This is a genomic window from Nitrospirota bacterium (assembly GCA_030645475.1).
Classification (GTDB): domain Bacteria; phylum Nitrospirota; class Nitrospiria; order Nitrospirales; family Nitrospiraceae; genus Palsa-1315.
This window is the reverse complement of record JAUSMA010000069.1, coordinates 77,667-103,484: the sequence shown is the minus strand read 5'-3', so window position 1 is coordinate 103,484 and position 25,818 is coordinate 77,667. Positions and strand designations below refer to the sequence as shown.

Genomic DNA, 25,818 nt, shown 5'->3' with positions numbered 1-25,818 from the left:
TAAAATATCTGGGCTGAACATCTAATATTCCTGATGCTGCAAATCTCTTCACACGTCATCATCCCCGATAACGAAATCGACATCCATGCGATGCGGTCGCAGGGTGCTGGCGGCCAGAACGTCAATAAAGTGTCGTCCGCGATTCATTTACAGTTCGATATTGCTGCCTCCTCACTGCCCCCCTTCTATAAAGAAGAACTGCTGAAGCTCAAAGATCATCGCATCTCAGAGGGGGGGCTGATTACGATCAAAGCCCAGCAACATCGGAGTCAGGAGCAGAATCGAGAGGATGCGCTCACGCGACTGCAAGAGCTCATTCAGAGCGTGGCGATTCCGCGCAAGAAGCGCAGAGCGACGAAACCGACGAAGGGGTCGAAGCAGCGGCGGTTGGAGAGCAAGACAAAACGAGGAAAGTTAAAGACCCTCAGGCGAACGCTGGAGTAACCGGAGTGAAAGCCGTGAAGCGTATCTCGTGTGAGGACGGAGCTGATAGCGTATGGCTTATAGCTGATGGCTCGGAAAAAGCACCGTCTCTCGTGAAGAAGAGTTGATCATTGGTTTCGGCAGTTCCAGCTCTGACTCCTAGCCATACGCTATACGCTCTTTTCTTCGGACGAGATACGAATGACGCTTCACGTTAGTCCGGTGACGCAAGCGACCCAAGAATATGATACCCGCCATCGACGTAGATCACTTCTCCGGTAATCCCACGCCCTAGCGAGCTGACCAAGAACAAGGCCGTGTCGCCAACTTCGCCTTGCTCGGTTGCACGGCGTAGCGGGGCAAATTCTCTGTGGTGGTCCACCATTTTACTGATGCCGGAGACTCCGCGAGCCGCAAGGGTCTTGATCGGACCGGCGGAAATGGCATTCACCCGAATGTTCTTGGGGCCGAGATCGTGGGCCAGGTAACGGACGGTGGCTTCGAGGGCGGCCTTGGCGACACCCATCACATTGTAATGGGGCACGACCCGTTCCGCGCCAAGATAGGTGAGCGTGACGACGGAACCACCGTCGGTCATGAGGGGCAGCGCCGCCTTGGTAACGGCAACGAGCGAATAGGCACTCACGTCGAGGGCTGTCGCGAATCCTTGCCTCGTGGTATTCACAAACTGACCAGTTAGTTCTTCCCGCGGAGCAAAGGCGACCGAATGGACGAGGAAGTCGATCTTCGGAGTTTCCTTCCCGACATTCTGCATCAAGGCGGCAATTTGTGCATCGTCTCCCACGTCGCAAGGAAAGGCTTTTGCGCCTGGCATCGTGGCGACCAGCTCTTCGACATTCTCCCGTAGCCGCTCGCCCTGATAATTAAAGAACAACTTGGCGCCCTGGCTGGCCGCCGATTGCGCGATAGCCCAGGCGATGCTGTGCTTGTTTGCGACCCCGATGATCAGTCCTGTTTTGCCGTCTAATAACATCTGGCACTCCTACAAGAATGGTGAGAGTCGAGCTACCTCTTCGCTCCGAAAAGTGAAGATAGCACGATTTGCGGTCAGAGTGAATCAGCTTCCTTACAGAGGGCTTGGAATGCGCCAAGCATGACGTTGTATGAATAATGCGCGTTTCGTCCACTGGGATTTGGAAGGACGAAGACCGGGACATCGGCCAATTGTGCAAGCTGGAGTCCCAAGTTCACTCGTTGCCCCCTGGTGACGGGAAAGAGCGTCCTGTAAATAGTCACCCCCAGCAGGGCGACGATCTGTGGGCGATAGCGTTGTACGGTAGCAACAAGCCTCTTTCGTCCAGTGGCATATTCAATCGGTTTGAGCTCATCAATTCCTGCGCTGGGTCGTTGGATGATGTTGGTCAAACCGAGACCCATCTCTGGCAGGCGCCAATCGTCTTGGTAGGTCAATGGCTCAGAGACGAGCTTCGACTCATACAAGAGTTTCCAGAACCGATTCGAGTGACCGGCAAAATGATGACCCATGGCTGCTGAGCGAAGTCCTGGATTGATGCCGACGAAGAGGATCCTGACCCCAGGCTGAATATAGTCTGAGAGCCCCTTATGGAGGTGAGTTTTGGGTCGTTGATGTACAGCTGTGCGGATCATCGTTTCGGTCAAATCGCTGGTTCATTCCATCTCAAGTTCGACCAGGATGTGCCTTTCTTGTTTTGGGGCGGTTTAGCCGTTGTTCAGCCATCCTGCCACAGAAAAGCGAAGGTGTGGCCCTTCGGCTCCAATCTGTAGATTGTTCATAAAGTATTGATAAAGTTATAAAGTTGTAGCTTTTTCAGTTCCGGCACTAAGCTTGCTGAACAGTACCAGCGAGTGCCGATCATGGCACCATATTCAATCACTAACAGGGGGTCACATACTATGAAGAGCATGTTGATGGCAATCATGGCAGTGGCAGTGGCAGTGTCGTTCAGCGCGCCTTCCTTCGCCGGCGAAGAGAAGAAGGACAAGAAGGATGAGAAGAAGGGCGGCCACGTCCTCGTGTACGGCGAAGAGAAGAAGGACAAGAAGGACGAAAAGAAGGGCGGCCACGCCGATACGTTCGGCGATGACAAGAAAGACGAGAAGAAGAAAGACGAGAAGGGCAAGTAATCCCTTTTCTCTGGCGAGGCTAGTTGTCTTGAGGGGTCTCCTGCCTAAAGCGGGAGACCCTTCGTGTCTTCTTCCCTACCTGACCTGCTCTTCTCCCGAAGATAGACCGCCTGCAATCCCACGATCGATTTCGCATCCCTGATCGCACCAGTCTCAATCATGCTGATTGCGTCCAGTAGGGGCAGTTCGATCACTTCAAGAACTTCATCCAGATCGAGCTGTTGCTTCCCCGCCGTCAACCCGGTTCCCTTGTAGACGTGGATCACCTCGTCGGTGAACCCTGGTGCGGTCAAGATACTGGAAAGAAGCTCCAGCTTGCCGGCCCGGTAGCCTATTTCTTCTTCTAGTTCTCGTGCTGCGCAGGCCATCGGGTCTTCACCAGGGTGAAGTTTTCCCGCTGGAATTTCGTAGATGAACCCTCCCGCCGCCTGGCGGAACTGCCGAATCAAGACGACCGTGCCATCGTCTTTCAGCGGCACCACCGCGGCTGCTCCGGGATGGCGAACCACCTCTAAGTCGACCGTGAGACCGTTCGGCAACGTAACGGTGTCGACGTTCACGTTCACGATGATGCCGGTGTACATGCGTTTGGTCTGTATAGGCATGGCTAGAGGCTTGAGGCGAGAGGCAAGGGGCGAAGAATTAGATGCAAGTAAATGCTCGACATCATCTCGGTTCCTTTCGCCTCTCGCCCATTGCCTCGTACCTGAGCATGACTACGCCTTGCGCTTTTTGTAGAACGGTGGCTTGACGATCTGTGCGAGAACGTTCTTGCTGCGAATTTCGATCAGGATGGACGTGCCTGGTTCCGCATAGCGCAGAGGCACGTACCCCAACCCGATGCCCTTTTGAAGGAGTGGCGAAAGGTTGCCGCTGGTCACCTCGCCGATCGGTTGGGACGTTGCGGGGTCGAGGATTTTGAATCCGTGGCGTGGCACGGCCTTCTCAACCAGTTCGAACGCCACGAAACGACGAGCGACCCCGGCCTGCTTCTGCGCCAAGAGCGTCTGGCTGCCGATGAATGGGCCTTTCTGGAAGCTGACAGTCCAATCCGCATTGGCTTCGAGTGGCGTCGTGTCTTCACCCATGTCGTTGCCATAGAGCAGATAGCCCATTTCCAATCGGAGAAGATCTCTTGCGCCGAGCCCTGCCGGTTTGAGCCCCCAGGCCTTTCCCTTGTCGATGAGCAGGTCCCAGAGGCGACCGACCTTGTCTGCGTCGATATAAATCTCATAGCCCAACTCACCACTGTAGCCTGTTCGGGCCAGCAAGCAAGACAGGCCGCCGATCGCACCCTCACAGGTGTGATGGAGCTTAAGCCCTTCAAGAGCCGTCCCGCCAAGACTCATGAGTAGCTCGCGAGACTTGGGACCCTGGACGGCCACCTGAGCCAATTCAACCGACCGATCTTCGAGCCGAACCGTCTTATCCTGGCCAAGCTGTGCTTGGAGCCACGACAGGATCTTCTCGCGGTTCGAGGCATTCACGCACAAAAGAAATTCATCCGACCCGAGCCGATAGACAAAGATGTCGTCTTTGATGCCCGCGTGTTCGTTACAGACCATGGAATATTGAGCTTGCGAAACCGCGATCTTGTCGACGTCGTTCGTCGTGACTCGCTGGAGGAACGGGATGGCGCCGGAGCCGGCGACCCGCAGGCGCCCCATATGGCTCACATCGAAGAGGCCGACATGGAAGCGGACGGTGTGGTACTCGTCCACAACACCGCTGTACTGAATCGGCATCTCCCATCCGGCAAAATCGACGAGTTTAGCGCCGCAGGCTTGATGATGCGTGATCAGTGGGGTACGTTGCATGACGTGGCTCACAGACCCAGCAGTTCGACGTCGAAAATCAACGTGGCATGTGGAGGAATCAGGCCGCCCGCCCCCTGTGCGCCATACCCAAGCTTTGACGGAATGGTCAGCTTTCGCTTGCCGCCCACTTTCATGCCCTTCACACCTTCGTCCCAGCCTTTGATGACTCGCCCGGCTCCCAAGGGGAAAGAGAAGGGCTGACCCCGATCCACGGAACTATCGAACTTCTTCCCGTTTTCCAACCAGCCGGTGTAATGCACGATGACCGTCTGTCCCGCCTCTGCCGTGGCTCCGGTTCCGACCGTGAGATCGACATACTGCAACCCCGATGACGTCGTCACTTCATTCCCTTCAGCGCCTGCTTCTTGATGCGGCATACCTACTCCTTTCGTGATCGTTGTCCACCCGAACATTCAGGTGGACGGCAATAGACTCATAGAGTGCGATGCGTAGACTCTCCTGCCGGCAGCTAGGCCGGCAATCTCGGTCGAGCGCTCAAGGCACGACGCTCACGGATGTGGCGTACGGGAGTCCGGTTCAGAGAAAATGACCACGCTGGCCGTGTAGCCGTGCAGGAAATTGCGCCCCCCGACCGGACCAATCTCTCCTTGCGCGAAAAAACCAGCCGTCGGGAGAGACCCGAGGCGCTCTTGCACGACTCCACTATCGTGATGGGGCTGGCCAAAGAGTCCCTCTCCACGCCCGCAACAACTGAACAAGAGGGCTCCGAGCGGGGGATTCTGGTGCTTCGCTCGATCCGCAGCCAGGAGAAAGTGCAAGTCGTCGCTGGCCGATTTTGCATCGCGGAGATGAAATTGTACGGTCTGGCCTTCCTGAACCACGTCTCCGATAGCGACGGCCCCGGCCTGTTGATCCGCTCCGATGAGGTTACGAACGAGGAAGTCGCCCCGCTCGAAATGACTCTTGTGCTCATCGATGACGATGCCAAGGTGTAATGCGCGATGGGCATCACGGCGTTGGGCTCCTCCCAGAGACTCGAAGACGTCCTGGAGCCGTTTTAAGGCTGAGACCCCGCCGAGTTCATGGATCAGATTGCCTTCAGCCCTCGTGACGACAAACCGTTCACCGATCGGCCTGCAGCCTTGCGAGGTCACGGTTCGCACCGCGATCGGTCCCGTGAGTTGCGCCCCCACCATGCCCCCGTCGAACACCTGATCGTTGAGGAGGAGCCGATTCTCTCCTGCATCCCGACCTCCCCCGGCGAGGCCCCCGACAACTTTGCCCTGAGGATACCGGTCGGTCATGAGGGAAAGGACTTCCTGCATCGGTGTCGAGAAGGGATCAGCGAGAAGAAGAAACGTCGACGCCTCGAGTCCCGGTTCCGGCCACCCTGGCATGCGGATTTGGTCCTGCAGTTGAGAGACGGAGAGCTGGAGCGGGGTCACGGTAACCCCTGGAAGGCAGGCCACCCAGATGGTCATGGCTGCCGCGGCTTCAATCTCTTCGGCGCCGGCAATCACCCCTTCGCCGGAACAGCCCAGACAGACCTTTGCCCGCAAGTCCTTCTGCAACATGGCAGAGATCATGGAGGTTTTGGCTGCATGATGAGAGGAGAAAAACACGAACGCCAGATCGATAGGGGCCGTGCCGACTTGCATCAAGATGGCATCGGCAAGATCTCGAGTGGCAGCTTCCGTATCGGTCTTGCGCGAGACTGCGGTTGCGAACTGAAGCGTGGAGGGAATAGTCGTGCTCGTGGGCAATATCATCATGTTACGAATGGCTTTCCGATGGTCGTCGATCAGCTAGACCCCTGGGTCCATCCGTTCAGGGCGGTCCTTAGCCAGCTTGTTGTAGTAGCGCCACATGTAGGAATGGTAGTCATCGAGTTGCGCCAGGAGGTAATGCAGCTCCGTGGGATCTTCTGATTCCAAGGCATGGGCCATGCGGGTTTTCAAAAACTCAGTGAACGCATTGGTTTTCCCCAATGCAGTCAAGAGATTCAAACCGCCACCGAGTTGATATTCGTTCATGCCATTCCTCCAGTCGCAAGAGCGTCGAAAGAGGATAGCGAGGGGCGAGAGGGAAATGCAAGTCAGAGAATCCGCTGGCCTTGCAGGACCATGTTTCGCAAGTTACTTGGGCTGTCGATCGAGAATGGTACGAAGCTTGGCGAGGGAGATGGCTTCGACACGATGGCCGTCGCGCCCCACAACGGTGCTGGCCATCGTAAGGGCATTGAGGATTGCCTCCTCCGTCGCTTCAACGGTTGCGGTGATCAGCGGGTTCATATGGGTGTCTGCCAACTGAGTCAAACTGTAGGTTCGATCTGTCGGATAATGCGGGATAACGTTGGCCGTCGAGAAGGCCAGCATGAAGTCGCCGCTGCCATGCCGCGCGGTGGAGCCGGTGCGTGCCAGCCCCAGTGCCGCACGTTTCGCCAGCCGCGTGAGCTGACGGCCATCGAGTGGAGCATCGGTGGCGATGATGACGATGATCGAGCCTTCGCTTTGCCCTGGTGACAGAGCCTGTGCGACGGGAGGTACCGCCTCATAGAGCCGGCCGACTGGAACGCCGCCTACGACGAGCTCGGGCCTGCGGCCATGGTTCGCATTGACGAGCACACCAACCGTATACCCGCCCTCGGTCTCTGATACTCGCCGGGACGAGGTCCCGATGCCCCCTTTGAATCCGTAGGACACCATCCCTGTTCCAGCGCCAACCGTGCCCTCCTGTACCGCTCCGGATGAGGCACTGTCGATCGCCTTGACCACGTCTGCTTCCGAAACATGGCGCCCTTGAATGTCGTTCAGCCGTCCATCGTCGCATTCAGCGACGACCGGCGTCAGCGTATCGTCGGTAATGCCGACCTCCGGATAACGCGCAATCATCCAGTTCATGACCCCGTTGGCGACTCGCGGCACGTTCAATGTATTGGTGAGGGCGATTGGATATTCGAGAAAACCGGATTCGCTGACCCAGGCAAGGCCGGTCATCTCACCGGTTCCATTGAGAATGAACGAACCGGCCGACACTTTCTTGTGCCAGACGTCATCGCGGGGGATGACGACTGTCACGCCGGTGCGTACCGGACCATGGCCCGGCACAAGCGCACCTTCGCCGACCACGAGCGTGGCCTGTCCGACTTTGACCCCTGCGACATCGGTGATGGCGTTCTGTGCTCCGGTCGAATATTGCCCGATGACTATTCCTAGGTCACGGACTCGCTGACGCGGCTCAGGACCATCGGCTGCGCTTGCCGACAAACATCCACACAACATGGACACAGAGGCCAGGACCGCTATCATGTTGCGGCTATATGTCATGGGTGGATCCTCGATGGGGAATCTGGACGTCAATGCCAGGATGTTCGGTTTGAATGGCTGTGCCAAGTGACAACGCCTGTTTCTCTTCGCCATGCACGATGAAGACCTTGGCCGGTAATGGATTGATGGCCCGGACATAGGCCAGAAGATCGTTGCGGTCAGCATGGGCCGAGAGCCCGTTGAATGTGACGATCTGCGCTCGACGTGGAGTGGGGACGCCGAAAATCGGCACGACATCCCACCCTTCAACGAGTTTGCGTCCGAGGGTATGCTCGGCTTGAAAGCCTACGAAGACGATCACGTTGGCTTCGTCTTGAATCGCATGCTTGAGATGGTGCACGACACGACCGCCCTCGCACATGCCGGAGGCGGAGATAATGACGCAAGGGCCCTTCATCTTATTCAGGCGAATGCTCTCTTCCGGCGAGGAGACAAAATGGATATAGCGGGACGCGAAGAGGTCTCCAGAGGAGGTGAACGTTTTGGTCGTTTCTTCGTCGTAACATTCCGGGTGGCGACGAAAGACCTCCGTGGCTCGCGAGGCCAGAGGTGAGTCGATATAGATCGGAATGGGATCGAGGCGACCCTCACTGACGAGTTCCTTGATTCGCATGACCAAGTCCTGAGTCCGTCCAACGGCGAATGCCGGGACGATAATCTTGCTCTTGTGGGTTTTGGCATGGGTGAGAAGGTCTAGCGCCTTCTGTTTCATGAGCTCACGGTCGGTTTCGTGCAGGCGATCGCCGTAGGTCGACTCCAGTATTAAGATGTCGCATGGCGGCGGTGGTTCAGGATCACGGAGAATCGGCATGTTGGAGCGGCCCAGATCTCCGCTAAAGAGCAGGGTGGTTGTATTGCCCCGCGCCGTATATTTCACTCGAATGGCTGCCGACCCTAAGATATGGCCTGCGTCATGAAAGCTTGCGGTCACACGTGGAGAGATCTTGAGCAGATCTCCGTACCGCATGCCTTCGAAACGGCGGACCAGCTTGCGAACGTCGTCGGTATTGTAGAGTGGCCGGACAGAGGCTCTTCCCTTCCGGTGCTCCTTCTTGTTGACGTAGCTGCAGTCACTCACTTGCACGTGCGCTGAGTCTTCCAGCATGAGTTGCGTTAAGTCGGCGGTGGCTCTGGTGAGGAAGACTTTCCCCGAAAATCCATGTTGTGGAAGAACCGGGAGGGCGCCGGAATGGTCGACATGGGCATGAGACAGCAAGACGGCATTGACTGACTTGGGATCGAAACCCAAGTCTCGATTCTGTTCAAATGCCTCTTCTCGGCGTCCCTGAAATAGCCCACAATCGAGCAAGAGCCGTCGTCCGGGGAGTTCCACGAGGTGGCGACTGCCCGTGACGGATCTCGCTGCGCCGTGAAAGGAGAGCTTCATGATGGTGTCACGCCATTATGACGTCCGATCAGATCCCAGGCTTCCTGGGCGGTTTCAGCATAGTGGAATAGGTGAAGATCTTGTTGTGCGATGAGTCCGTTGTCGACAAGCCATTGCCAGTTGATCGCGCGCTCCCAAAAGTCGCGCCCGACTAGCACGACCATGACGCTGTTCGTCTTGCCGGTTTGGATGAGTGTCAGCGTTTCGAATAACTCATCGAGCGTGCCGAATCCTCCTGGAAAGGCAACGAGCGCCTTGGCACGGATCAAGAAGTGCATTTTCCTGATCGCAAAATACCGAAACTGAAAATTCAGCCCTGGCGTAATGTAGGGATTCGGGCGTTGTTCATGCGGGAGGGTGATGTTCAAACCGATTGATTTGGCTCCCACGTCTGCCGCGCCACGATTGGCGGCCTCCATGATGCCGGGCCCTCCGCCGGTCACAATCACATAGTCGCAGCGGCCATCGACTTGGCAGGTTGATGAGACCAGGCGCCCGAACTCACGAGCCATGTCATAGTATTTGGAGAGTGTGAGTTGTCGTCGCGCGATGGCGACCCGTTGCTGCTGTGTCGAGTCGTTCGGGGCTTGAGCCGCATCCCTCTCTGCTGCCTCGAGTGCATCATTCGCCGCAGTCGGTTCTTGCAGTCTTGCGCTGCCGAACACGACGATGGTCGATTGTATGCCCTCTTCACGTTGGATCAACTCGGGCTTTAGGAGTTCCAGCCCAATGCGGACGGAACGGAGTTCTTCCCGCTGGAGAAACTCTGAATCGCGATCGGCTGGAATATAGGAGGGGTCGGGGGTGCTTGAATCTGAACCAGATAGAAGACTCATGAGGGCGATTATAGCTGGCGCATAGACGTCCGGCAATTCATGATGCGAGGCGCTGGCCTAGAAGGGCCAAAACCACACGATTGGCTCATCCGTGGTTCGTCGTGAAAATCCGTAGGCGCGCACGGCCCACTGAGGATCGAATATCACCTGGAATTGTTCGGGAGTGATTCCAGTCTTGTTTAGGGTCATCGTTGGAGCATACGGCAAAATGAGACGGGCGAGGGCACCGAAGTCGACTGCTGCGGACTTGGTATCGCTCCAATTGTAGAGCGCCACGACGCCGAATTCAGATTCTGCAACTTCATCCGGAGCTCCGATATGGTCAGCCAGCTCGAGCATCGTCGTCTCTCCGATACGGATAAAATTGACCTGTTCTGAAGTCACAACGTCGTTGAAGACCACTCGGCGGACGCTACATCCGGCACAGAGGAGAAGGACAGACAGCATGCCGATGACGAGCCTGATGGAGGGGAAGCATGCTGCCACGTTAGTCACCAAAGGGCCACAATCGGAACTGTGTGCGGCCAGTTCGTTTTCCGTAGACCACTTCCTCGGCGATCCCATTTCGGTTGAAAAACACATAGAGGTTATCGCTCTTGATATCCATCCGAATGAAATTGAGTAATATGAGTAACATCGCGGGCGATTTCCCATCGTAGTAATAGTAGTGAAAGATCTCGCGTTCGTAGCCCCGGACAATGCGATCTGGCGCGCCGATCATTGAGACAACTTCTGCCATAGTCGTCGTGCCTTTTTTGATGCGAGAAATGGCGTCTTCTTGAAGCGGCTCGCCTATTGTCCCCCTGGTCACGACACAACCTTGGGTGAGGGTCATCACGAGGACGATGATGATACCAATCATTGGCTTGAACGATACCACGAGTACTCCTTGGTTAAGCTTCGTGAGGACGATCCTCTAATCCTTTGTGGCCTGCCAGAACAAAGTCGGTTTCAAAGATGGCATAGGATGATGGAGTGAGCCCCACTCGACGGTACACGGCCTGGGCCAAGCTGTTGCTCTCCTCGACGTAGAGACGAACTCCGCACACATTCGGGCTTGTCTTGGCCCTAGCCATGACGGCTTCATGCATCCGGCGAAACACATTTTGGCGACGCCAGGCGGGGTCCACATACAGGCTCTGTATCCACCAGAACGAGCCGTTCCGCCAATCGCTCCATTCATAAGTGATCATGAGCTGGCCCAGCAGCTGGCGGTTCTCACTTTCTTCCAGCTCGGCGACCATGAAAAATCCTCGATCAGGAGATTCCAGGAGGGCCCTCGTTCCCTCTGATAGCCGCTCAAGATCGAGGCGGCGGCCTTCGGTCTCAAAGGCCATAGCGGCACTGAAGGACGCAATTTTTTCTGCATCTCCTCGTGTGGCAAGGCGGACGTTCAGGTGGTCAACGATTGACATGGGATTAGGCCCTCGTCTTCGGAGCTTGGAGCCATCCAGCTTCCGGCTTGTATAGTCCAGCCGTGAACTCCATTTTAATGGCATCTTCCGCTGATAGATGAATGGGTCGAAGCTGCGGCTGCGGGATAAACGCGAGAAAACCGGTGAAGGGATGAATCGCCGTGGGCACAAAGACCATGAGTAAACTGGCTGGCGCCACTTGGAGCGCCAACGGTGCAGCCCCGATGACAAAACCGATTGCCCAGAGACCGTCTCGAGGAAATGGGAACACCACGACGGTGCTACGCCCAAAGCGAGAACGGAAATGAAGCAGATCGGTCATCCCTTTGAGGGTGACATAGACACTACGGACCAGGGGAATCTGCTCGATCCATCGCTCTGTCTTGGTGATTACACGCCGCCCAACGACATGGGTGGCGATCATCCCAATCACCACAACGAGGAACAGAAACAAGACTACGCTGAATCCGGGGGTCTGGACCTCGCCGATATGCCAGGGAAGATCATGAATCAATTCATTAAGAGTATGGAATAATGTGGAAAATATGATGAGCGTTGCCCAGGCCGGCACAAGGACCAGCAGGCCAGCTATGGAATACTGCCATATAGTCTTCGACATCGCCGCTGGCTCCCTCACAGACGTTCAGCAAGATACTAGCCTAACAGAATCCGTATGACCACAGTGCGACGTACACAGGACTTGATCTCTTCGATATCGGTGATCTATTGTAAAAATATAGGATTCACTTGAGCCACACAAGAGGGGTGCGTTATGGCAGATCATGCGGAAGCAAGGCGTCCGGTCAACATCGACAAGGATCTTCTCGCCATTCTCTGTTGCCCGGACACGAAGCAGGATGTGAGCTTGGCTGATGACGCCCTGATTGCCAAGTTAAATGAGGCCGTCACCCGTGGGCAATTAAAAAATAAGGCAAGTAAACCGGTCACCGAACCACTCGACGGGGGTTTAGTCAGAGGCGACAGGAAGATCCTGTATCCTATCCGAGAAGACATCCCGGTCATGCTCATCGAAGAAGGCATTCCTCTGGAGGGAGTGATCTAGCCAGGTTGTTTCACAAACTCCTTCTTCTGCACGACAGTATTCTCACTTTTCTACACTATATTTTCCCCTGGTAATAAGGGGAAGGATCTCCTCGCGACCTTGATCGTCGATGCCGACCCACGACTATACCCACAGCTATCTATTGATGGTCGGTTTTGGATCCGGTCGACGCACCACAATGCTGACACAGATACTCGTATAGGTTGCCGGTCGGGAGAACAAGGAGGAGTCGTTCGCGTGTTGGAGTAGCCACGCGGCACTGAGGGCAGTAGAGCAGGGAAGCGTTGAGCGATTTGAACTGGTCTACCTGTTGAGGAACGCCTTGTTTAGGCCGAGTCATCCTGGGGGACATGCCTGGCGGCCAAGCTTGACCGATTGATTTACGCGGAGGTCCTTGCATGAAGGAATTGTATTCGGGTAGGCCTATGGAGGTCAATAACGAGAGCGCGAATGTTAAGCGGCGGATTCACCAGGAGGCGTTGGGGCTGTTCTTCGACGGAAGCTTAGGACAGGGCCGAAGCAGCCTCCAGATTCCCCGTCCTCCTTGCACCAGCCCATACACGGCAACCCCGCTTAGCAAGCCGTAGAACCAGGCCGTACTCCATGGCCAGAGGTCTGGAGCGTGCAACACAACACCGAGAGCGATATGACCCCCGATCCCCATGCACAGTGCGAAAACAATCCATTCTCGCATCATTGTAATGATTGCCCAGGTGTCATGGGAAGCGAGGAGTGAAACTGGCACGCGGGACCAGTATCGAACGCACCAGCGTTATACCGCTGGCGTCTTGGCCGACTCTATCTCAGTTGCTGTAATCAGGCTCGACAGATAATCGGCAACAAAGTTGAGGGCTTCCTCCCGGCCATCTGCCCGACGCCCCTTTTCTCGGCGCTGGACTGACAATTCGTGATCGAGGTCTGACTTGACCTCTGTGAGCACCCGCTGAAGGGAAGAGGGGGTCAAATTCGCATCCATGTCTTCGAGCTCTTGGCAGCGATCAAGGACCCAGTTCAACCCTTCGATGCGTCCGGAATAATGCTCCTGCTCACCCGTGTCAATCCGTGACATCGTGGTCGCAAATGTCTGGGCCTCGTAAATCAAATTGTAAAAGCTGGTCACGGCTCGCTGTAGGGTAGGATTCATGTCGCTCCTTTGCGCAAGTTATTAACCACTCGATTATACATGAGAAAGCTCAGGCGACAAGGAAAAAGTTATAGCACTAGGTAAACAGGAGGGAATGAAACTCATTCATGAAACCGTAATAGAGGGGGGCGAAATCTTTCAGACTCTCGGGGCTGGTTTCCTTAAGACGCTTGAAGAAAAACACCTGTGCGCGCGGGTCCAACTGTTCCAGTAGATGGCTCAATTGAGCCATGGTGTAACTGCCGGTCGGGACACTGAGGACATAGTGGACGAGGCGCTCGACAAATTGCTGAGCGATATATTCGCTGGCGAGGTAGCCATCCGGGAGTTTTCCTGAAGCCAGAAACTCGCCGAAGGGTATGGCTTGCGCAGCAAATGGAGTTGATTGCTGCTGAGGAGAGGTCACGCCGATGGTATCCTAGCTTGTAATGAAAGACCGTTCAAATACTTTTATAACTCTACTGGACCACCTATGGCGCGTCAAGTGCGCAAAAGGAGCATTCAAGGCCTGAGCCGAAAGGCCGTCGACGATTCAAGGGGCCTGTTCAAACAGAAGGGGCGAAGTGCCGTTTGGCACTCCGCCCCCCTTGCTGACACGAGACCCTAGCTGTGACTTACAGCCAGGTTACGCGCTCGGCCGGCCGAATGTAGATCGGCTCTTCGACCTGAATACGCGCCACTTCCTTGCCCGACTTGTTGAAGCCCAACACGGTATCGTTGTACATCTCGAAACGCTTCCCGTGGATCTGGGTCTCAAACACTTTCGGACCAGGAATGACATCGTACCGGAAGATGATCTGCTGGCTGGCTCTCCACAACTGGAGGACCGCCAACAGCTCACGGCTGGGCACGAGATACTTCTCGATGGCATTGTCGACGCCCGGGCCAAACATCTGCCGTGCATAGCCACGAGGGCTGTGCCGCGGTGGGATGTAGAAGCCGTTGGGCTCGGTGCCCCACTGTGGGTACAGTGGAAGCGCCACCTGCTCCACGCGAATCGCGTAGTAGAGCGGGTGCCACCGGTCTTCCGCCCACAGGCCGTCTTCGCCGATGCGCATCAGGCTCTGCATCCGGATCTTTCCGACGCAGGCTGCCATACAACGCGTTTCCATCGGCTCGCCGCCCGTCAACGGGTCTTTACCTTCGATGCGCGGATAACATGCGATGCACTTTTCAGACACGCGTGTGGTTCCACGATACATCGGCTTCTTGAATGGGCACTGCTCCACGCACTTCTTGTACCCGCGGCACCGGTTCTGGTCGATCAGCACGATCCCGTCTTCGGGTCTCTTGTAGATCGCCTTCCGCGGGCAGGCTGCCAAGCAGCCAGGATACGTGCAGTGGTTGCAAATCCGCTGGAGATAGAAAAAGAACGTTTCATGCTCCGGCAGACTGCTGCCCGTCATCTTCCACGGTTCGTCCCGTGAGAACCCGGTCTTGTCGATGCCTTCCACGAGGGCGCGCATCGAGGTCGCCGTGTCTTCATAGATATTCACGAACCGCCATTCTTGGTCCGTCGGAATGTACCCGATCGCCGCCTGGCCCACTTTGGCGCCCGCGTCGAAAATGGTCATGCCTTCGAACACGCCGTACGGCGCATGGTGCTTGCGTCCGACACGGACGTTCCACACCTGGCCGCCCGGATTCACCTGCTCGATGAGCTGGGTGATCTTCACATCGTAGAACTGTGGGTACCCGCCGTACGGCTTGGTTTCCACGTTGTTCCACCACATGTATTCCTGACCCTTCGAGAAGAGCCAGGTGGACTTGTCTGCCATCGAACAGGTCTGACAGGCCAAGCACCGGTTGATGTTGAACACAAAGGCAAACTGCCACTTCGGATGCCGTTCCTCGTAGGGATACAGCATCTTTCGTCCCAGTTGCCAGTTATACACTTCAGGCATTGTCAATCCTCCTTGTAGTCATGATCAGTTAATTCGTGAATCTCATCAGCTATACATCATCGTCACGGTGAAAGTTGTGCGACCCTTACACCTTGATCTTGATGTGTTCGCCTTTGAGCCACTTGATCATGAACTCGTTCTCTTGGCCCGGTGTAAATCCGGTCCGGACCGGCTCCCATGGACCACGAGCTCCGATGCCGCCGTCTTCCGCCTTGGTGATGCGGATGAGACATTCCTTCGGCACCGTGTTGATCGCATGGTGGTCGACCTGATAGCCCCACTTGAACTTCCAAGCGATGGCATGCTTGCCCGGCAACGAGTCAGTCTGGTGCATCGGCATCAACCAGTTTCTGGTAAAGGACTGTTGGGCCCCGTACCGGAAGTTGGACTGATAACCGGTGTCCACCGCGATGGCGCGTCCGTCTGGGCGCGTCTCGTGGCCTTTGACCGACTTCGGCGTGGCCACGTACGGTGCGTGCTTCGACATCGTCACGTGGTACGGATAGGCCGGGTTGTACTTAGCGCGGATCATGAGGCGCGCCACCTTATAGTACGGATCCGAAGGCTTCCAGCCTCGATAGGGCCGGTCCACCGGATTACCGTCTACGTAGACGTAGTCGCCGTCGTTGATGCCGCGGTCTTTCGCTGCCTGCGGGTTGATGTGCAACTGGTGTTCGCCGACACCAGGCGTCCGCTTGTCCATGCGGTACGGATCGCCGAAGTTCGACTCGTAAATCTGAACCCAGTCATTCACCGACCATTGGCTGTGCACCCGATGCCGGGTCTTCGGAGTGACGCAGTAGAACTGGTACCCCTTCTCCCACAACGGGTTGCTGTGCCGCTTGATTTCCTGCCACGGCAACTTGATGTTCCGCACCGTTTTGTCGTCATGGTGCTGCGCCGTGATCGGAATACCGTAGTCGTCCGGACGGACGTACGGGTTGCTCGTCATGATGGCGTTCGGCAGATACGGTGTCGCTTCCGTGCCCTCACGGTGAGAGATGAAGTTTTCGCCGTATTCGATCGCCTCTGGCTCAGTCCGGTAATTTTCGTACCGGCCGGTCCGCGTCCACATGGGCTTCGACTCGTTGGTCTCTTCCCAGAATGGGGTGCGCGGATAGGTCCGCACCATGACCATCCAGCCCTTTTCCGACTTCAGCATGACGTCTGCGCTGTAGCCGTAGAAGGTGCTGGAGGCATCGAGCATGCGCTGCGCATAGACGTCCACGCGGTTCTCGTAAACGAACTTGAAGTAATCGCGCATACGCTTGTCACCGGTCATGTCCGACAACTTGGCCGCCACGCCTGCGAAGGTATCGAGGTCGTTACGCGTGTCGTACAAGGGCCGGATGCCGCCCTTCCAGATCTGCACCCACGGATTGGAAACCGTGACGGTCATTTCCGGATAGGTGAACTCCATCCACGAGTTCGCCGCGAAGGCGATATCGTTGTGGTTCACGTCCGAGGTCATCTCAATGTCCTGAGTGATCAGGGTCTCGATGTTCGGATCGACGTTACGCACCATGTCATAATGGTGTTTGGCGTTGTTGAGCACGTTCACGTTGACCACCCAACGGAACTTGCTCGGGGTCGGCATGTGCGTCTTACCCGTGAACACCTTGCGCCCGTACTTCGGGGTGCTGACGATCAGGGCGGTGTCGCCGTGGTTCCAGTAACCGACTTCCTCGCCGTAGTAATACGACTTGGTTTTGATTTCCTTCCCGTGCGCGTTCGGATCCAACGTGATGTTGAATGGATCCTCACCCGTGTGCACGGCAATACCAGCACCGGACCAAGGCGTGGCCGTCCAGGTTCCAGCCTTGTAGTTACCGGCCCAGGTATGCTGCCCGGTACCGAACTTCCCGACGTTGCCGGTGACGATGAGCACCATCGCGGCGCCGCGGGAATTGATGGTCTGATGGAAATAGTGGTTCGTACCTTCGCCGTTATGGATGGCGGCAGGCTTGATCGAACCTGAGTCACGCGCCCAACGGACCAGGAGGTCCTTCGGCGTCCGGCAGATCTGATGACAGGTGTCCAGATCGTAATCCTGGAAGTGTACCAAGTACATCTGCCAGACCGGCATCGCGTCAATTTCACGGCCATTGAGCAACTTCACCCGGTAGGTCCCGGTGAGGGCCGCGTCAATACCGCTGTTCTGATAATGCCAGCCAACCTGCTCACGATGGAGCGGAACAGCTGCCTTCTTGTTCAGGTCCCAGACCATCATGCCGCCGAGCCGCTCAACCTGCTCTGGCTTCAATGACTGGACTCGGCCCGAATAGCTCTTCGAGAAGTCCGGGAACTTGTAATCCGCCACCACATCGCGCGGATCGAGGAACTGCAGGGTGTCCGTACGAACGAGCACCGGCGAATCGGTATACCCCTTCAAGAAGTCCACGTCGTGCATATTCTCATCGACGATGATCTTCATGGCACCCAAGAAAATGGCGCCGTCCGACGCGGGCCGTAACGGCATCCAGTAGTCGGCACGATAGGCGGTGGGGTTATACTCAGGCGTGATGACCACGACCCGGGCGCCCCGTTCGATACATTCCAACTTCCAGTGCGCTTCCGGCATCTTGTTTTCGACGAAGTTCTTTCCCCAACTGGTGTTCAGCTTGGAGAAGCGCATGTCGGAGAGGTCGATGTCGGAACCCTGGGCACCGCACCACCAGGGGTGGGCGGGGTTCTGGTCGCCGTGCCAGGTGTAGTTCGACCAATAACGGCCGCCCTGTGCCTGATCCGGACTGACTTTGCGAATCCAGGTGTCCAGCAACGCGTTGACGCCGCCGTTCATCCGGGTGTTGCCCATCTTGCCGATGATGCCGAGGACCGGCATACCCGCACGATGCTTGAAGGTCCGGGTTCCCGCACCCTTCATCATTTCGATCATTTCCGGCGCATAGCCCTGCTCGCGCAGACGACGGGCACCGGCTTCACCGCTGTACCGCGTGGCAATGATGATCATCGCCTTGGCGGCATAGGTGAAGGCCGTGTCCCAAGACACACGCAGCATGTCGTCCAGGAAGCGGCTATCGAACTTGTACTTCCGCTTCGTTTCCGGCGTCAGCTCCGGTGAGCCAGCATCCATCCATTCCTTCCAGCCCTTCCGCATCAAGGGACCCTTCAAGCGATAGGGGCCATAGACGCGGCGATGGAAGGTAAACCCCTTCAAGCACATGCGCGGGTTGTGCGCGAACGTCCCGCGGTTGCCATAGAGATCTTCATAGGTCTGGTGGTCATAGTTCTGCTCGACCCGCATGACCACACCGTTCCGGACGAAGGCCCGGATGCGGCAGGCGTGCGTGTCGTTCGGAGAACAACACCAGGTAAACGACGAATCGTATCGGTACTGGTCGTGATAGACACGCTCCCACGACCGATCCGGATAATCTCCCAAGGGATTGCCCACTTCGATGACCGGCTGAAGCGCGGTCAACGCCAGGACTTTGTCCGCGACCGCGACGGCGGCGACGGTTCCCACGGAGACTTTTAAGAACTGCCTACGTGACAAAAACATTGGTGACACCTCCTAAGAGTTGAGGGCTTCAATAAGCCCACGCGACTTCACTGACGCACAGCGGAAAGTTCAGACCACCCCCCTTCCTTCAGAGCGATGCAAGAAAACAGAATAATCGAATAGTTTTCGAACGACGTATCGGCCGAACTTGTCGATTTATTATGAATGCCAGGCATCATGGGCCTCCTAAGTTCGCAATATTCGCACCAAACCCTGAAAACAATCCGTCTGAAGAAAATCAGTATAAGTTGATGGAAAATAATATAAATATTACATTTTATTAGCTATTTAAATCGCGACGGATATTCGCATGTGGGTACTTGCCGTATCACATTCTCAACCACGAGCTACCGACATTTACCAATTCCTAATAAATCAATGCTTTGCATGAATAAATCGAGCGTTACCTTTCGGTAGCACTTCAGAGTGATTGTAACGAAGGTAACGGAGGAAGAACGATGTTGTTCTGGTCGCTTGACAGGCTCGTTCCTACTCAGTAGAATCCCACCCCTTGCACCGACTGTGATTGGGCGGGAATAGCTCAGTGGTAGAGCATCGCCTTGCCAAGGCGAGGGTCGCGAGTTCAAATCTCGTTTCCCGCTCCAATTTTACTGTCGGTCACGTTTTAGATACTTCCTCAAAGATATTCCATCAACAAATGCTCAGGCCTCAACACCCCTTCTTTTTCACAATTCTCTGATAGACCTAACTCTCCGTCGAAACTATTCAACAGCCTGCCGACACAGGTACCGCTTCGCTATTTTACTGATGTACTGTGAGGTCATCCCAGATGAGGAAGCGCAGGACGTCCAGCAGGCGGGCAGGGTACTTACCGGGAGGGAACGTGTAATGGACACACGGTCCTAGCCATGCTTAATCAAAGTCGTGAAAATCAGTCTAGTAGTTTGGCTTGTTAGTGAATTGTACGCAGGAGGGATTGCAGTCGTCCTACTTGTTCGGCTGCGCGGGAAAGCTCTTCCGGTAGGAGAGGGACGCGACTAAATCGTCCCTGACAATAGAGGGCGGTCACGTCCGCCACCACAGGCCCGGCCGCCCCCCATTTCCGCTCCACCTGTCTGGAAAATTCAGCGGCAGTAGCGGCTGGAAGCTTGGCCATACCCTTCTTCTCCAACGTACGAAGCATGCGGGCATAGAGCTGTACGATCGCATGCTGTGAGGGCGCAATCGAGAGATGCATACTGGCCCAGAGGCCTATCCTGTCCCGGAGCATAAGTGTGAGCAAGGCCAAGCCGACCACCACCATTCCCGTAATAAGGTCCAACACCCCCGGCTGGACGATTCGGGACATGCGCGCCAGCCGATTGAGTACATGGCCTATTGGGACGCTCAACGCCGAAACCCAGACACTCACTCTCTCACGCAATGCATCACTGCCTTCTCGAACTCCGTGAACAACTGCCAATTGATCCTTCCCGCTATAACGCACGAACAGACGATCCCACTGTAATCGAAAGGATTCCCCAAATCTTCGGATAGACTCCCATCGAGAGGTTCCGACCGCTGCACTGACGCTGGGTGTGGGATCCATCGTGATCCAGCCTGATTGCGGGAAGTAGACCTCAACCCAGGCATGCGCGTCCCGCTGACGCACAGTGAAATACCCTCCAAACTCGTTCCATTCTGTGGCCAGGAATCCTGTCACCAGTCGCGCAGGAATCCCTATCGTGCGTAGCATCATGACCATCGCCGTTGCGTAATGCTCGCAGTATCCCGTCTTACGTACGAATAGAAATTCATCGAGCGGATGACTCAGTGTCGCCGTATCGGCCTCAAGGCTGTACCGATAGTTTTCCAAAAGATGCTGCTGGATCGCGAGCGTTTGTCCAAATGGGGTCGAGACCTGCTGAACGACCCGATGCGCTAGGCCAGCAACCTGCTGTGATTCTACGGGAACTTGGAGGTAGCGGGAACGAATTGAGTCTGGATAGGCCAGAGCCATCGCGGCCCGGTCGCCTGCGACGAGCTGCGGGACCTGAGAGGTGACGGAGTATCGGGCACGAGAAGAAGGAGGGAGCGGCAAGTGGAGGCCACTCATGGCATCAACCTGTACGGCAAGAAAATCGCCGCTCACAAGTTCCGCGAATGGAGCGGCAAACAGGACTGGGGTATCGAGCGTTTCCAGCAGAATATCTTGGCGGATCGGCACGGACAGGCTGTCCGGGAGACGGCTGCCAGCTGGACGAGCAAGGAACACCCCCTCCGCCACGAGACTCAATGAACGGCGACGGGTTCCGCTGTGGCTCCATGATCGTCCATTGTATTGATCGTAGGCGAGGCCTCTCAGGTAGAGGCGATCTTTCTCAACAGTGGGTTGGTCAGGCAATTCAACCCGCATGACGATCTGAGGATCCTGTTTGACAGACCCAATCGTCCCCAGGTCAACCCGATCGGAAAACCCCGTCGTCCGCAGAGCTTCTCCATGTGTTTTTTGTAACACGCCGGCCCCGATACGAGGGATCACAAAGAAGATGGTAAGCGTCAGACCAACCGTCATGACGGCGGTTCCGTTCGTCAACCAAAAGAAGCGGTGAGTGATCCTGCTCGGGAATGTTGCGTGACAGGCTGACGTGCTCGTGGGTGTGACGACGGCAGAGGCTTCGACCGTTTCCTGGGTCAAGTGATACAGCAAGAGTGTCCAGACCGCCCCGAGCAGATACAGCAGAAAAATCGGCAGATACCACGCATCGGTTGTGAGTGCGGCAGAGGCCAGGATTGCCATGAGGCCGATGGCATAGAGGTGCCGATAATCACACCGCTGTTGAAGGGTGAGCAACTTGATGCCCAGTAACATGACCAAGAAATGGATACCAGCCGGGAGAAGATCTTGTGATACCACCGTCAGATCGATCAGAAATATGACAAAGGCGCCGATCAACAGAACGTTCCAAATGGCTGGGGAGACAGTGACCCGTGCCATCGCCCGCCGAACAAAAGAAATCCCTCCCGCATCACACAACGTGACGATGAGGATGATCGCCGTCGGAAGGGCGATCCAGAAGGGGACACTTTGCGCAAACACCAGTCCGCTGAATGCGATGATGGCGAGGAGGACGGAGCTGAGCTTAAAGGCTTGATCAAAAGGCATGGGTTAATTCTTCGAGTTGCGCCGCGTGGAGCACTCGATCGGCCTGTGCCGTGTTTGTAGATGCCGCCTGCTCCGACCAGGGGACAACCGCCACAGTGTGACCTCGATCGGCTTCGTGGGGGAGCAATAGGTGCTCGCCGCCTTGGTTGGCCTCACTCGTTTCAGGTGGATGCCGTTCGCAAAGCGCCAACAGGCGTAGCATCGCAAAGAGATGGGCGGATCCCGATCCGAGCCCCGAGTCCTCCCTCCCAACGATCAGTCGCACGGGGTAAGCCCGTTCTGTCAGTTGCCAGAGGAGCGATGCGACGAATGTCACACTTCGTTCGAATAGCGGTTCGCTTTCGTCGGGAGCCACGATCGAAAGAATGACCAGGATGCGACGCTGATCTTCTGCTTCGGTTTCCCGCACAATGAGCTGGGATGTGCGGGCCGTTGTCATCCAATGAATGGATCGCGAGTCATCGCCCGGTTTATACAGACGTAAGTTGTAGAGTTGGGTCCCATGTCCTCGTCGTGAGAGGGACTCGCCTTGTCCTTCGCTGACCAATTCATCCATGAATCGCAGGGCGAGTGGCTTGATGGGAGGACTGACAAGCAGATGAGCTTCCGTTGCGTAAAACCCTTTCTTGAGAAATAACCCAAATGGAAATAGCGTCTGCGCCCGGATGCCTTCAAACCGAATCCAGCCCCGTTTTGTCGCCAGGAATGGATAGGACAAGAGCATCGAGCTCTGTGCAGGGAGGAGGTGAATGGCGAGTCCTCGGTCGACATCCTGGCCTTCGACAACATCGAGCAAACGCAGGGAAAAGCTGGGCAGGTGCCGATGCCGGTTGGCGACTGAGAGCGTGAGGGTGGCCGGCTCATTGGCCATGATGAGATCGGGCACATGCCGGCGGATTTCCAATCGGCGGAGACAATGCTCGGAGAGCAGTCCGGATATCACGATGAGGCTGAGCATCATCGCCAGCAGTAAATAAAATAGATTGTTCCCGGTGTTAATGGCGGCAAGCCCGATCCCGAATGTAAATAGAAGAAACCTGGTCCCTTCAGACGTAAGTCGAATCGACCGCCGACGGGACAGACCTCGCAGGGACGAGAAGACCGAAAAGACACGGAGGGTGAGAAGTGGATGCTTCACGCGGGACTTCATCCAGTTGGCCGAGGCGTCCATCCGTGACAGGCTATACGGGGACGGAAACTGTCTCAACAATATCGAGGACCATGCGTTCGGCCTGTTCGAAGCTCTGGGTCCGCATCCCGTGGGTCCGATTCAGCATGACACGGTGGGACAGCACGATCGGCGCCAGCTCCTTGATGTCGTCAGGAAGGCAATAGTCGCGTCCCCGGACGACCGCCAATGCCTTGGCAGCCTTGCTCAGGGCTAGTGCCCCTCGGGTGCTGACGCCCAGAGAAAGAAGTTCACTCTGACGGGTTGCTTGCACAATCGCGAGCAGATAATCAGTCAAGCTCTCTTCCATATGTACCCGATCGACGCGGGCCTGTAATGCCAATACTTCGTGAGCCGTCAATACCGCTTCCAATGCTTCAGCCGGATGCAACGAATGCGGACGGTCGAGGACCTTTCGCTCTTCCTCAAGTGAGGGGTACCCGATAGAGAGGCGCATCAGAAACCGGTCAAGTTGAGATTCCGGAAGGGGAAATGTCCCATGATATTCGGCGGGGTTCTGCGTCGCGATGACCATAAAGGGCTGCTCAAGCGGATGGGTCTGATTATCGACGGAAATCTGTGCCTCGCTCATCGCTTCCAGAAGACTGCTCTGAGTCTTCGGCGTGGTGCGATTGATCTCGTCGGCCAGTACAACATTGGCAAAGATTGGACCCGGTATGAACTCGAACCCCTGTTTTTGCCGATTGAACATGGAGACGCCGACGATGTCGGAGGGCAAGAGATCGCTGGTGAATTGAATGCGCTTGAACGAACAGTCGAGTGACCTAGCCAAGCTGTGTGCCAACGTGGTTTTACCGACCCCCGGCACATCTTCGAGCAGAAGATGGCCACGGGCCAGAAGGCAGACCACCGCCATTTCAATCACATGGGTCTTCCCCTTGATGACCAGCCCAATATTGTCCTGGATTGCCCGGATGGTGTGAGCTGAACTCATGTTGAGATTAGTGGTCCTGGTGATTCAGGCGTGCATGGTGATCTGACACGATCGAAGTCTAACAAAGGGTCTGGAGACGGTCAATTTTCACGTGAGTTTTTGCATCGACCAGTCTGGAGACGGTGACGCATAAGGGTTTGCGATGGTGGGACGATTCTATTCTCGGTCTATTCCGGCACGAGGATCAGCATCCAAGGAGGGGTCTCCTCGACCATGTCAGAAAACCGCCGGGCGGTACTACTGGAAGGGATGCCTGGGAAGACGGCTCCACGGCGAATATGAACGGAGCGGAAACGATAGGTCGGGCTCTGCATCGGGAGAAGGGGGAGCACGCGTGGAATCTGCCTTCGTAAGGGGCTGCAATCTGAGAGGTTCAGGGTCTCGCCTTGCGCAAGGCTCGAGAGTCGCTCGAAGATCACGCCGAAAATCGTCGGGAGATTCGCTGCTGTGAACGGCTGATTGTCCGGTCGATAGCGGGCCTCGTCGAGAAGTTGTGCGAGGACTTCCCAGAAGACCTGGGTATCCACGGCTCCAAGGACACAGAGGAGGCCGCGGCGCGACAACAAGTCGAGCAGGGCCAGGGGACCTCGAATCTCAAACTTCCAGGGAGGAAAGAGCAATGCACGGTCCCCATGCTGAACCTCCAGGGCCGGCTCTCCTACGTAATGGGTTTGCCGGAACGTGCCTTTGGTTCGATGGAGCTCTTGCGTGATGGTCTGATCGGATAATCTGGTCGGTTCGTAGGCAAATGTGGGGGTCGCAGGAGCCCAGCAGGTTGCGATTGTATAGCGTGGTGCAAGCTTCCCGGCTTGATCCAGGTTACCCAGATCAAACATGTCGTGGTTTCCAAAGAATTGAAACGAGAGCCCGGTCCGGGACCGCAAGCCGTTGAGTCGCTCCCGTTCCGGATGGAGTGGGCCGCCCAGCTGTGAGCCTGGCTGAAGGCGATCAAGTGCATGGAGAATCAACTCGCGCTGTCGCTGTTGAAGGGGAGCCACATATTGCTCGACCAGTTCAGTGGCAAACGAGAGGTCGCCAGCACCCACATCGAGCAGGGACGCCACATCCGCATCGAGCAACAAGTCAAAAGGATTTTCGTGGGAATGAGCGAATGCATCAATCTCTTCGCTCCGCAGAGAGGTCATTGGCCATTGGGACGTCGGACCCTCAACAACACCGAGCCATACACACAAAGCCCGCACGGCTTTTGTCGGGGGTAGGCCTGTGAGTTCCTTCAGTCGGGGGCCGGGAAGATCCTGAATCCGTGCGGCTTCTGCATTTCCCAGCGCCACGGTAATGGCATCGCGGATAGTGACAGACAGATCGGCACGATGAGCTTCCTCAATCAACCGTTTCAACGTCGCAGTGAGCCGACTCGCCTCAACAAGTTTGCGTGAGGCCTCCCACTCCTTCTCTCGTTCCTGCAAGAGCTGTGTGACCTGTGAACGGAAGTCTGCAAGGACCTGTGCGGTGGAATTCATGAGTTGGTTGGTGCGAGGTTCGTGTTGGTAGATCAGTCGATGTTCAGCTGGCGAATGTCTGTCAGCATAACGACCTGAACCATGAGCGTCAAGGATCACGTCTTGCCGCATCGCGAGACCTATGTTAGGTAGAGATCATGCCTAACACTGCTGTACCGTTCGCGAGGCACGCGATCTTTGCT

The 25,818-nt window shown here is 56.2% G+C and carries 24 protein-coding genes, 1 tRNA gene and 1 pseudogene; 4 read left to right on the top strand and 22 right to left on the bottom strand.

From position 1 onward, the window contains the following. Window positions 1-33: 33 nt before the first annotated feature. Window positions 34-444: an alternative ribosome rescue aminoacyl-tRNA hydrolase ArfB gene (arfB, locus tag Q7U76_15515; GenBank protein MDO8357792.1), complete on the top strand. Its 411-nt coding sequence runs from the start codon at window positions 34-36 to the stop codon at window positions 442-444. 193 nt (window positions 445-637) lie between these two features. Here arfB and Q7U76_15510 read toward each other — a convergent pair whose 3' ends face one another. Together Q7U76_15510 and Q7U76_15505 are read right to left on the bottom strand one after the other, a co-directional pair. Beyond that, entirely contained in the window at window positions 638-1,417 is a 780-nt protein-coding gene (locus tag Q7U76_15510) for an enoyl-ACP reductase (GenBank protein MDO8357791.1), read from the bottom strand. Window positions 1,418-1,491: 74 nt separating this feature from the next. Beyond that, the gene (locus Q7U76_15505) at window positions 1,492-2,052 is read right to left on the bottom strand and encodes a mismatch-specific DNA-glycosylase (GenBank protein ID MDO8357790.1); all 561 of its coding nucleotides are present in this window, start codon (window positions 2,050-2,052) and stop codon (window positions 1,492-1,494) included. A gap of 267 nt (window positions 2,053-2,319) precedes the next feature. On the opposite strand from Q7U76_15505, the gene Q7U76_15500 reads away from it, so the two are divergent. After that, window positions 2,320-2,550 carry a hypothetical protein gene (locus Q7U76_15500; protein ID MDO8357789.1) on the top strand — a complete coding sequence of 77 codons (231 nt, stop codon included), beginning with the start codon at window positions 2,320-2,322 and terminating at the stop codon, window positions 2,548-2,550. A gap of 44 nt (window positions 2,551-2,594) precedes the next feature. Here Q7U76_15500 and Q7U76_15495 read toward each other — a convergent pair whose 3' ends face one another. From Q7U76_15495 to Q7U76_15440, 12 genes and pseudogenes are all read right to left on the bottom strand, one after another. Beyond that, a complete protein-coding gene (locus Q7U76_15495; GenBank protein MDO8357788.1) occupies window positions 2,595-3,155 on the bottom strand; it encodes an NUDIX hydrolase in 561 nt (186 codons plus the stop codon). A 111-nt stretch (window positions 3,156-3,266) separates the two neighbouring features. Further along, a complete protein-coding gene (gene gcvT / locus Q7U76_15490) occupies window positions 3,267-4,367 on the bottom strand; it encodes a glycine cleavage system aminomethyltransferase GcvT (protein MDO8357787.1) in 1,101 nt (366 codons plus the stop codon). Window positions 4,368-4,375: 8 nt separating this feature from the next. Continuing rightward, window positions 4,376-4,723, bottom strand: a pseudogene (locus Q7U76_15485) (FKBP-type peptidyl-prolyl cis-trans isomerase). Between the two features lie 153 nt (window positions 4,724-4,876). Beyond that, window positions 4,877-6,100 (bottom strand): FIST N-terminal domain-containing protein, encoded by a 1,224-nt coding sequence (locus Q7U76_15480; GenBank protein ID MDO8357786.1) that lies wholly within the window; start codon window positions 6,098-6,100, stop codon window positions 4,877-4,879. Between the two features lie 33 nt (window positions 6,101-6,133). Next, window positions 6,134-6,361: a hypothetical protein gene (locus tag Q7U76_15475; protein MDO8357785.1), complete on the bottom strand. Its 228-nt coding sequence runs from the start codon at window positions 6,359-6,361 to the stop codon at window positions 6,134-6,136. Window positions 6,362-6,463: 102 nt separating this feature from the next. Next, entirely contained in the window at window positions 6,464-7,654 is a 1,191-nt protein-coding gene (locus tag Q7U76_15470) for a P1 family peptidase (GenBank protein ID MDO8357784.1), read from the bottom strand. Next, complete coding sequence (locus Q7U76_15465; GenBank protein MDO8357783.1) at window positions 7,644-9,041, bottom strand: MBL fold metallo-hydrolase; 1,398 nt, start codon at window positions 9,039-9,041, stop codon at window positions 7,644-7,646. Before Q7U76_15465 ends, Q7U76_15470 begins: the two co-directional genes overlap by 11 nt. Continuing rightward, on the bottom strand, window positions 9,038-9,877 hold the full coding sequence (locus Q7U76_15460; GenBank protein MDO8357782.1) for a TIGR00730 family Rossman fold protein: 840 nt from the start codon (window positions 9,875-9,877) through the stop codon (window positions 9,038-9,040). Before Q7U76_15460 ends, Q7U76_15465 begins: the two co-directional genes overlap by 4 nt. Before the next feature lie 57 nt (window positions 9,878-9,934). Next, on the bottom strand, window positions 9,935-10,324 hold the full coding sequence (locus Q7U76_15455) for a hypothetical protein (protein MDO8357781.1): 390 nt from the start codon (window positions 10,322-10,324) through the stop codon (window positions 9,935-9,937). A 40-nt stretch (window positions 10,325-10,364) separates the two neighbouring features. After that, window positions 10,365-10,739 carry a hypothetical protein gene (locus tag Q7U76_15450; GenBank protein MDO8357780.1) on the bottom strand — a complete coding sequence of 125 codons (375 nt, stop codon included), beginning with the start codon at window positions 10,737-10,739 and terminating at the stop codon, window positions 10,365-10,367. A 31-nt stretch (window positions 10,740-10,770) separates the two neighbouring features. Then, the gene (locus Q7U76_15445) at window positions 10,771-11,292 is read right to left on the bottom strand and encodes a GNAT family N-acetyltransferase (GenBank protein MDO8357779.1); all 522 of its coding nucleotides are present in this window, start codon (window positions 11,290-11,292) and stop codon (window positions 10,771-10,773) included. 4 nt (window positions 11,293-11,296) lie between these two features. After that, the gene (locus tag Q7U76_15440; protein ID MDO8357778.1) at window positions 11,297-11,911 is read right to left on the bottom strand and encodes a DUF502 domain-containing protein; all 615 of its coding nucleotides are present in this window, start codon (window positions 11,909-11,911) and stop codon (window positions 11,297-11,299) included. 153 nt (window positions 11,912-12,064) lie between these two features. On the opposite strand from Q7U76_15440, the gene Q7U76_15435 reads away from it, so the two are divergent. Then, complete coding sequence (locus tag Q7U76_15435; GenBank protein ID MDO8357777.1) at window positions 12,065-12,355, top strand: Trm112 family protein; 291 nt, start codon at window positions 12,065-12,067, stop codon at window positions 12,353-12,355. A gap of 772 nt (window positions 12,356-13,127) precedes the next feature. Here Q7U76_15435 and Q7U76_15430 read toward each other — a convergent pair. The 4 genes from Q7U76_15430 to Q7U76_15415 form a co-directional block, all read right to left on the bottom strand. Further along, window positions 13,128-13,499, bottom strand: coding sequence for a hypothetical protein (locus tag Q7U76_15430; GenBank protein ID MDO8357776.1), 372 nt, complete (start codon window positions 13,497-13,499; stop codon window positions 13,128-13,130). Between the two features lie 76 nt (window positions 13,500-13,575). After that, the gene (locus Q7U76_15425; GenBank protein MDO8357775.1) at window positions 13,576-13,905 is read right to left on the bottom strand and encodes a hypothetical protein; all 330 of its coding nucleotides are present in this window, start codon (window positions 13,903-13,905) and stop codon (window positions 13,576-13,578) included. Between the two features lie 208 nt (window positions 13,906-14,113). Then, window positions 14,114-15,403, bottom strand: coding sequence for a nitrate oxidoreductase subunit beta (locus Q7U76_15420; protein MDO8357774.1), 1,290 nt, complete (start codon window positions 15,401-15,403; stop codon window positions 14,114-14,116). A gap of 85 nt (window positions 15,404-15,488) precedes the next feature. Continuing rightward, window positions 15,489-18,926 carry a molybdopterin-dependent oxidoreductase gene (locus Q7U76_15415; protein ID MDO8357773.1) on the bottom strand — a complete coding sequence of 1,146 codons (3,438 nt, stop codon included), beginning with the start codon at window positions 18,924-18,926 and terminating at the stop codon, window positions 15,489-15,491. Window positions 18,927-19,456: 530 nt separating this feature from the next. On the opposite strand from Q7U76_15415, the gene Q7U76_15410 reads away from it, so the two are divergent. Beyond that, window positions 19,457-19,531, top strand: a tRNA-Gly gene (locus tag Q7U76_15410). A gap of 308 nt (window positions 19,532-19,839) precedes the next feature. On the opposite strand, the gene Q7U76_15405 is transcribed toward Q7U76_15410, so the two are convergent. The 4 genes from Q7U76_15405 to Q7U76_15390 form a co-directional block, all read right to left on the bottom strand. Further along, complete coding sequence (locus Q7U76_15405; GenBank protein ID MDO8357772.1) at window positions 19,840-22,032, bottom strand: DUF3488 and transglutaminase-like domain-containing protein; 2,193 nt, start codon at window positions 22,030-22,032, stop codon at window positions 19,840-19,842. Beyond that, window positions 22,022-23,170, bottom strand: coding sequence for a DUF58 domain-containing protein (locus Q7U76_15400; protein MDO8357771.1), 1,149 nt, complete (start codon window positions 23,168-23,170; stop codon window positions 22,022-22,024). The genes Q7U76_15405 and Q7U76_15400 overlap by 11 nt, the downstream gene beginning before the upstream one ends. 43 nt (window positions 23,171-23,213) lie before the next feature. After that, window positions 23,214-24,155, bottom strand: coding sequence for a MoxR family ATPase (locus Q7U76_15395; protein MDO8357770.1), 942 nt, complete (start codon window positions 24,153-24,155; stop codon window positions 23,214-23,216). A gap of 167 nt (window positions 24,156-24,322) precedes the next feature. Next, window positions 24,323-25,636, bottom strand: coding sequence for a hypothetical protein (locus tag Q7U76_15390; protein ID MDO8357769.1), 1,314 nt, complete (start codon window positions 25,634-25,636; stop codon window positions 24,323-24,325). Window positions 25,637-25,818 lie beyond the last annotated feature (182 nt).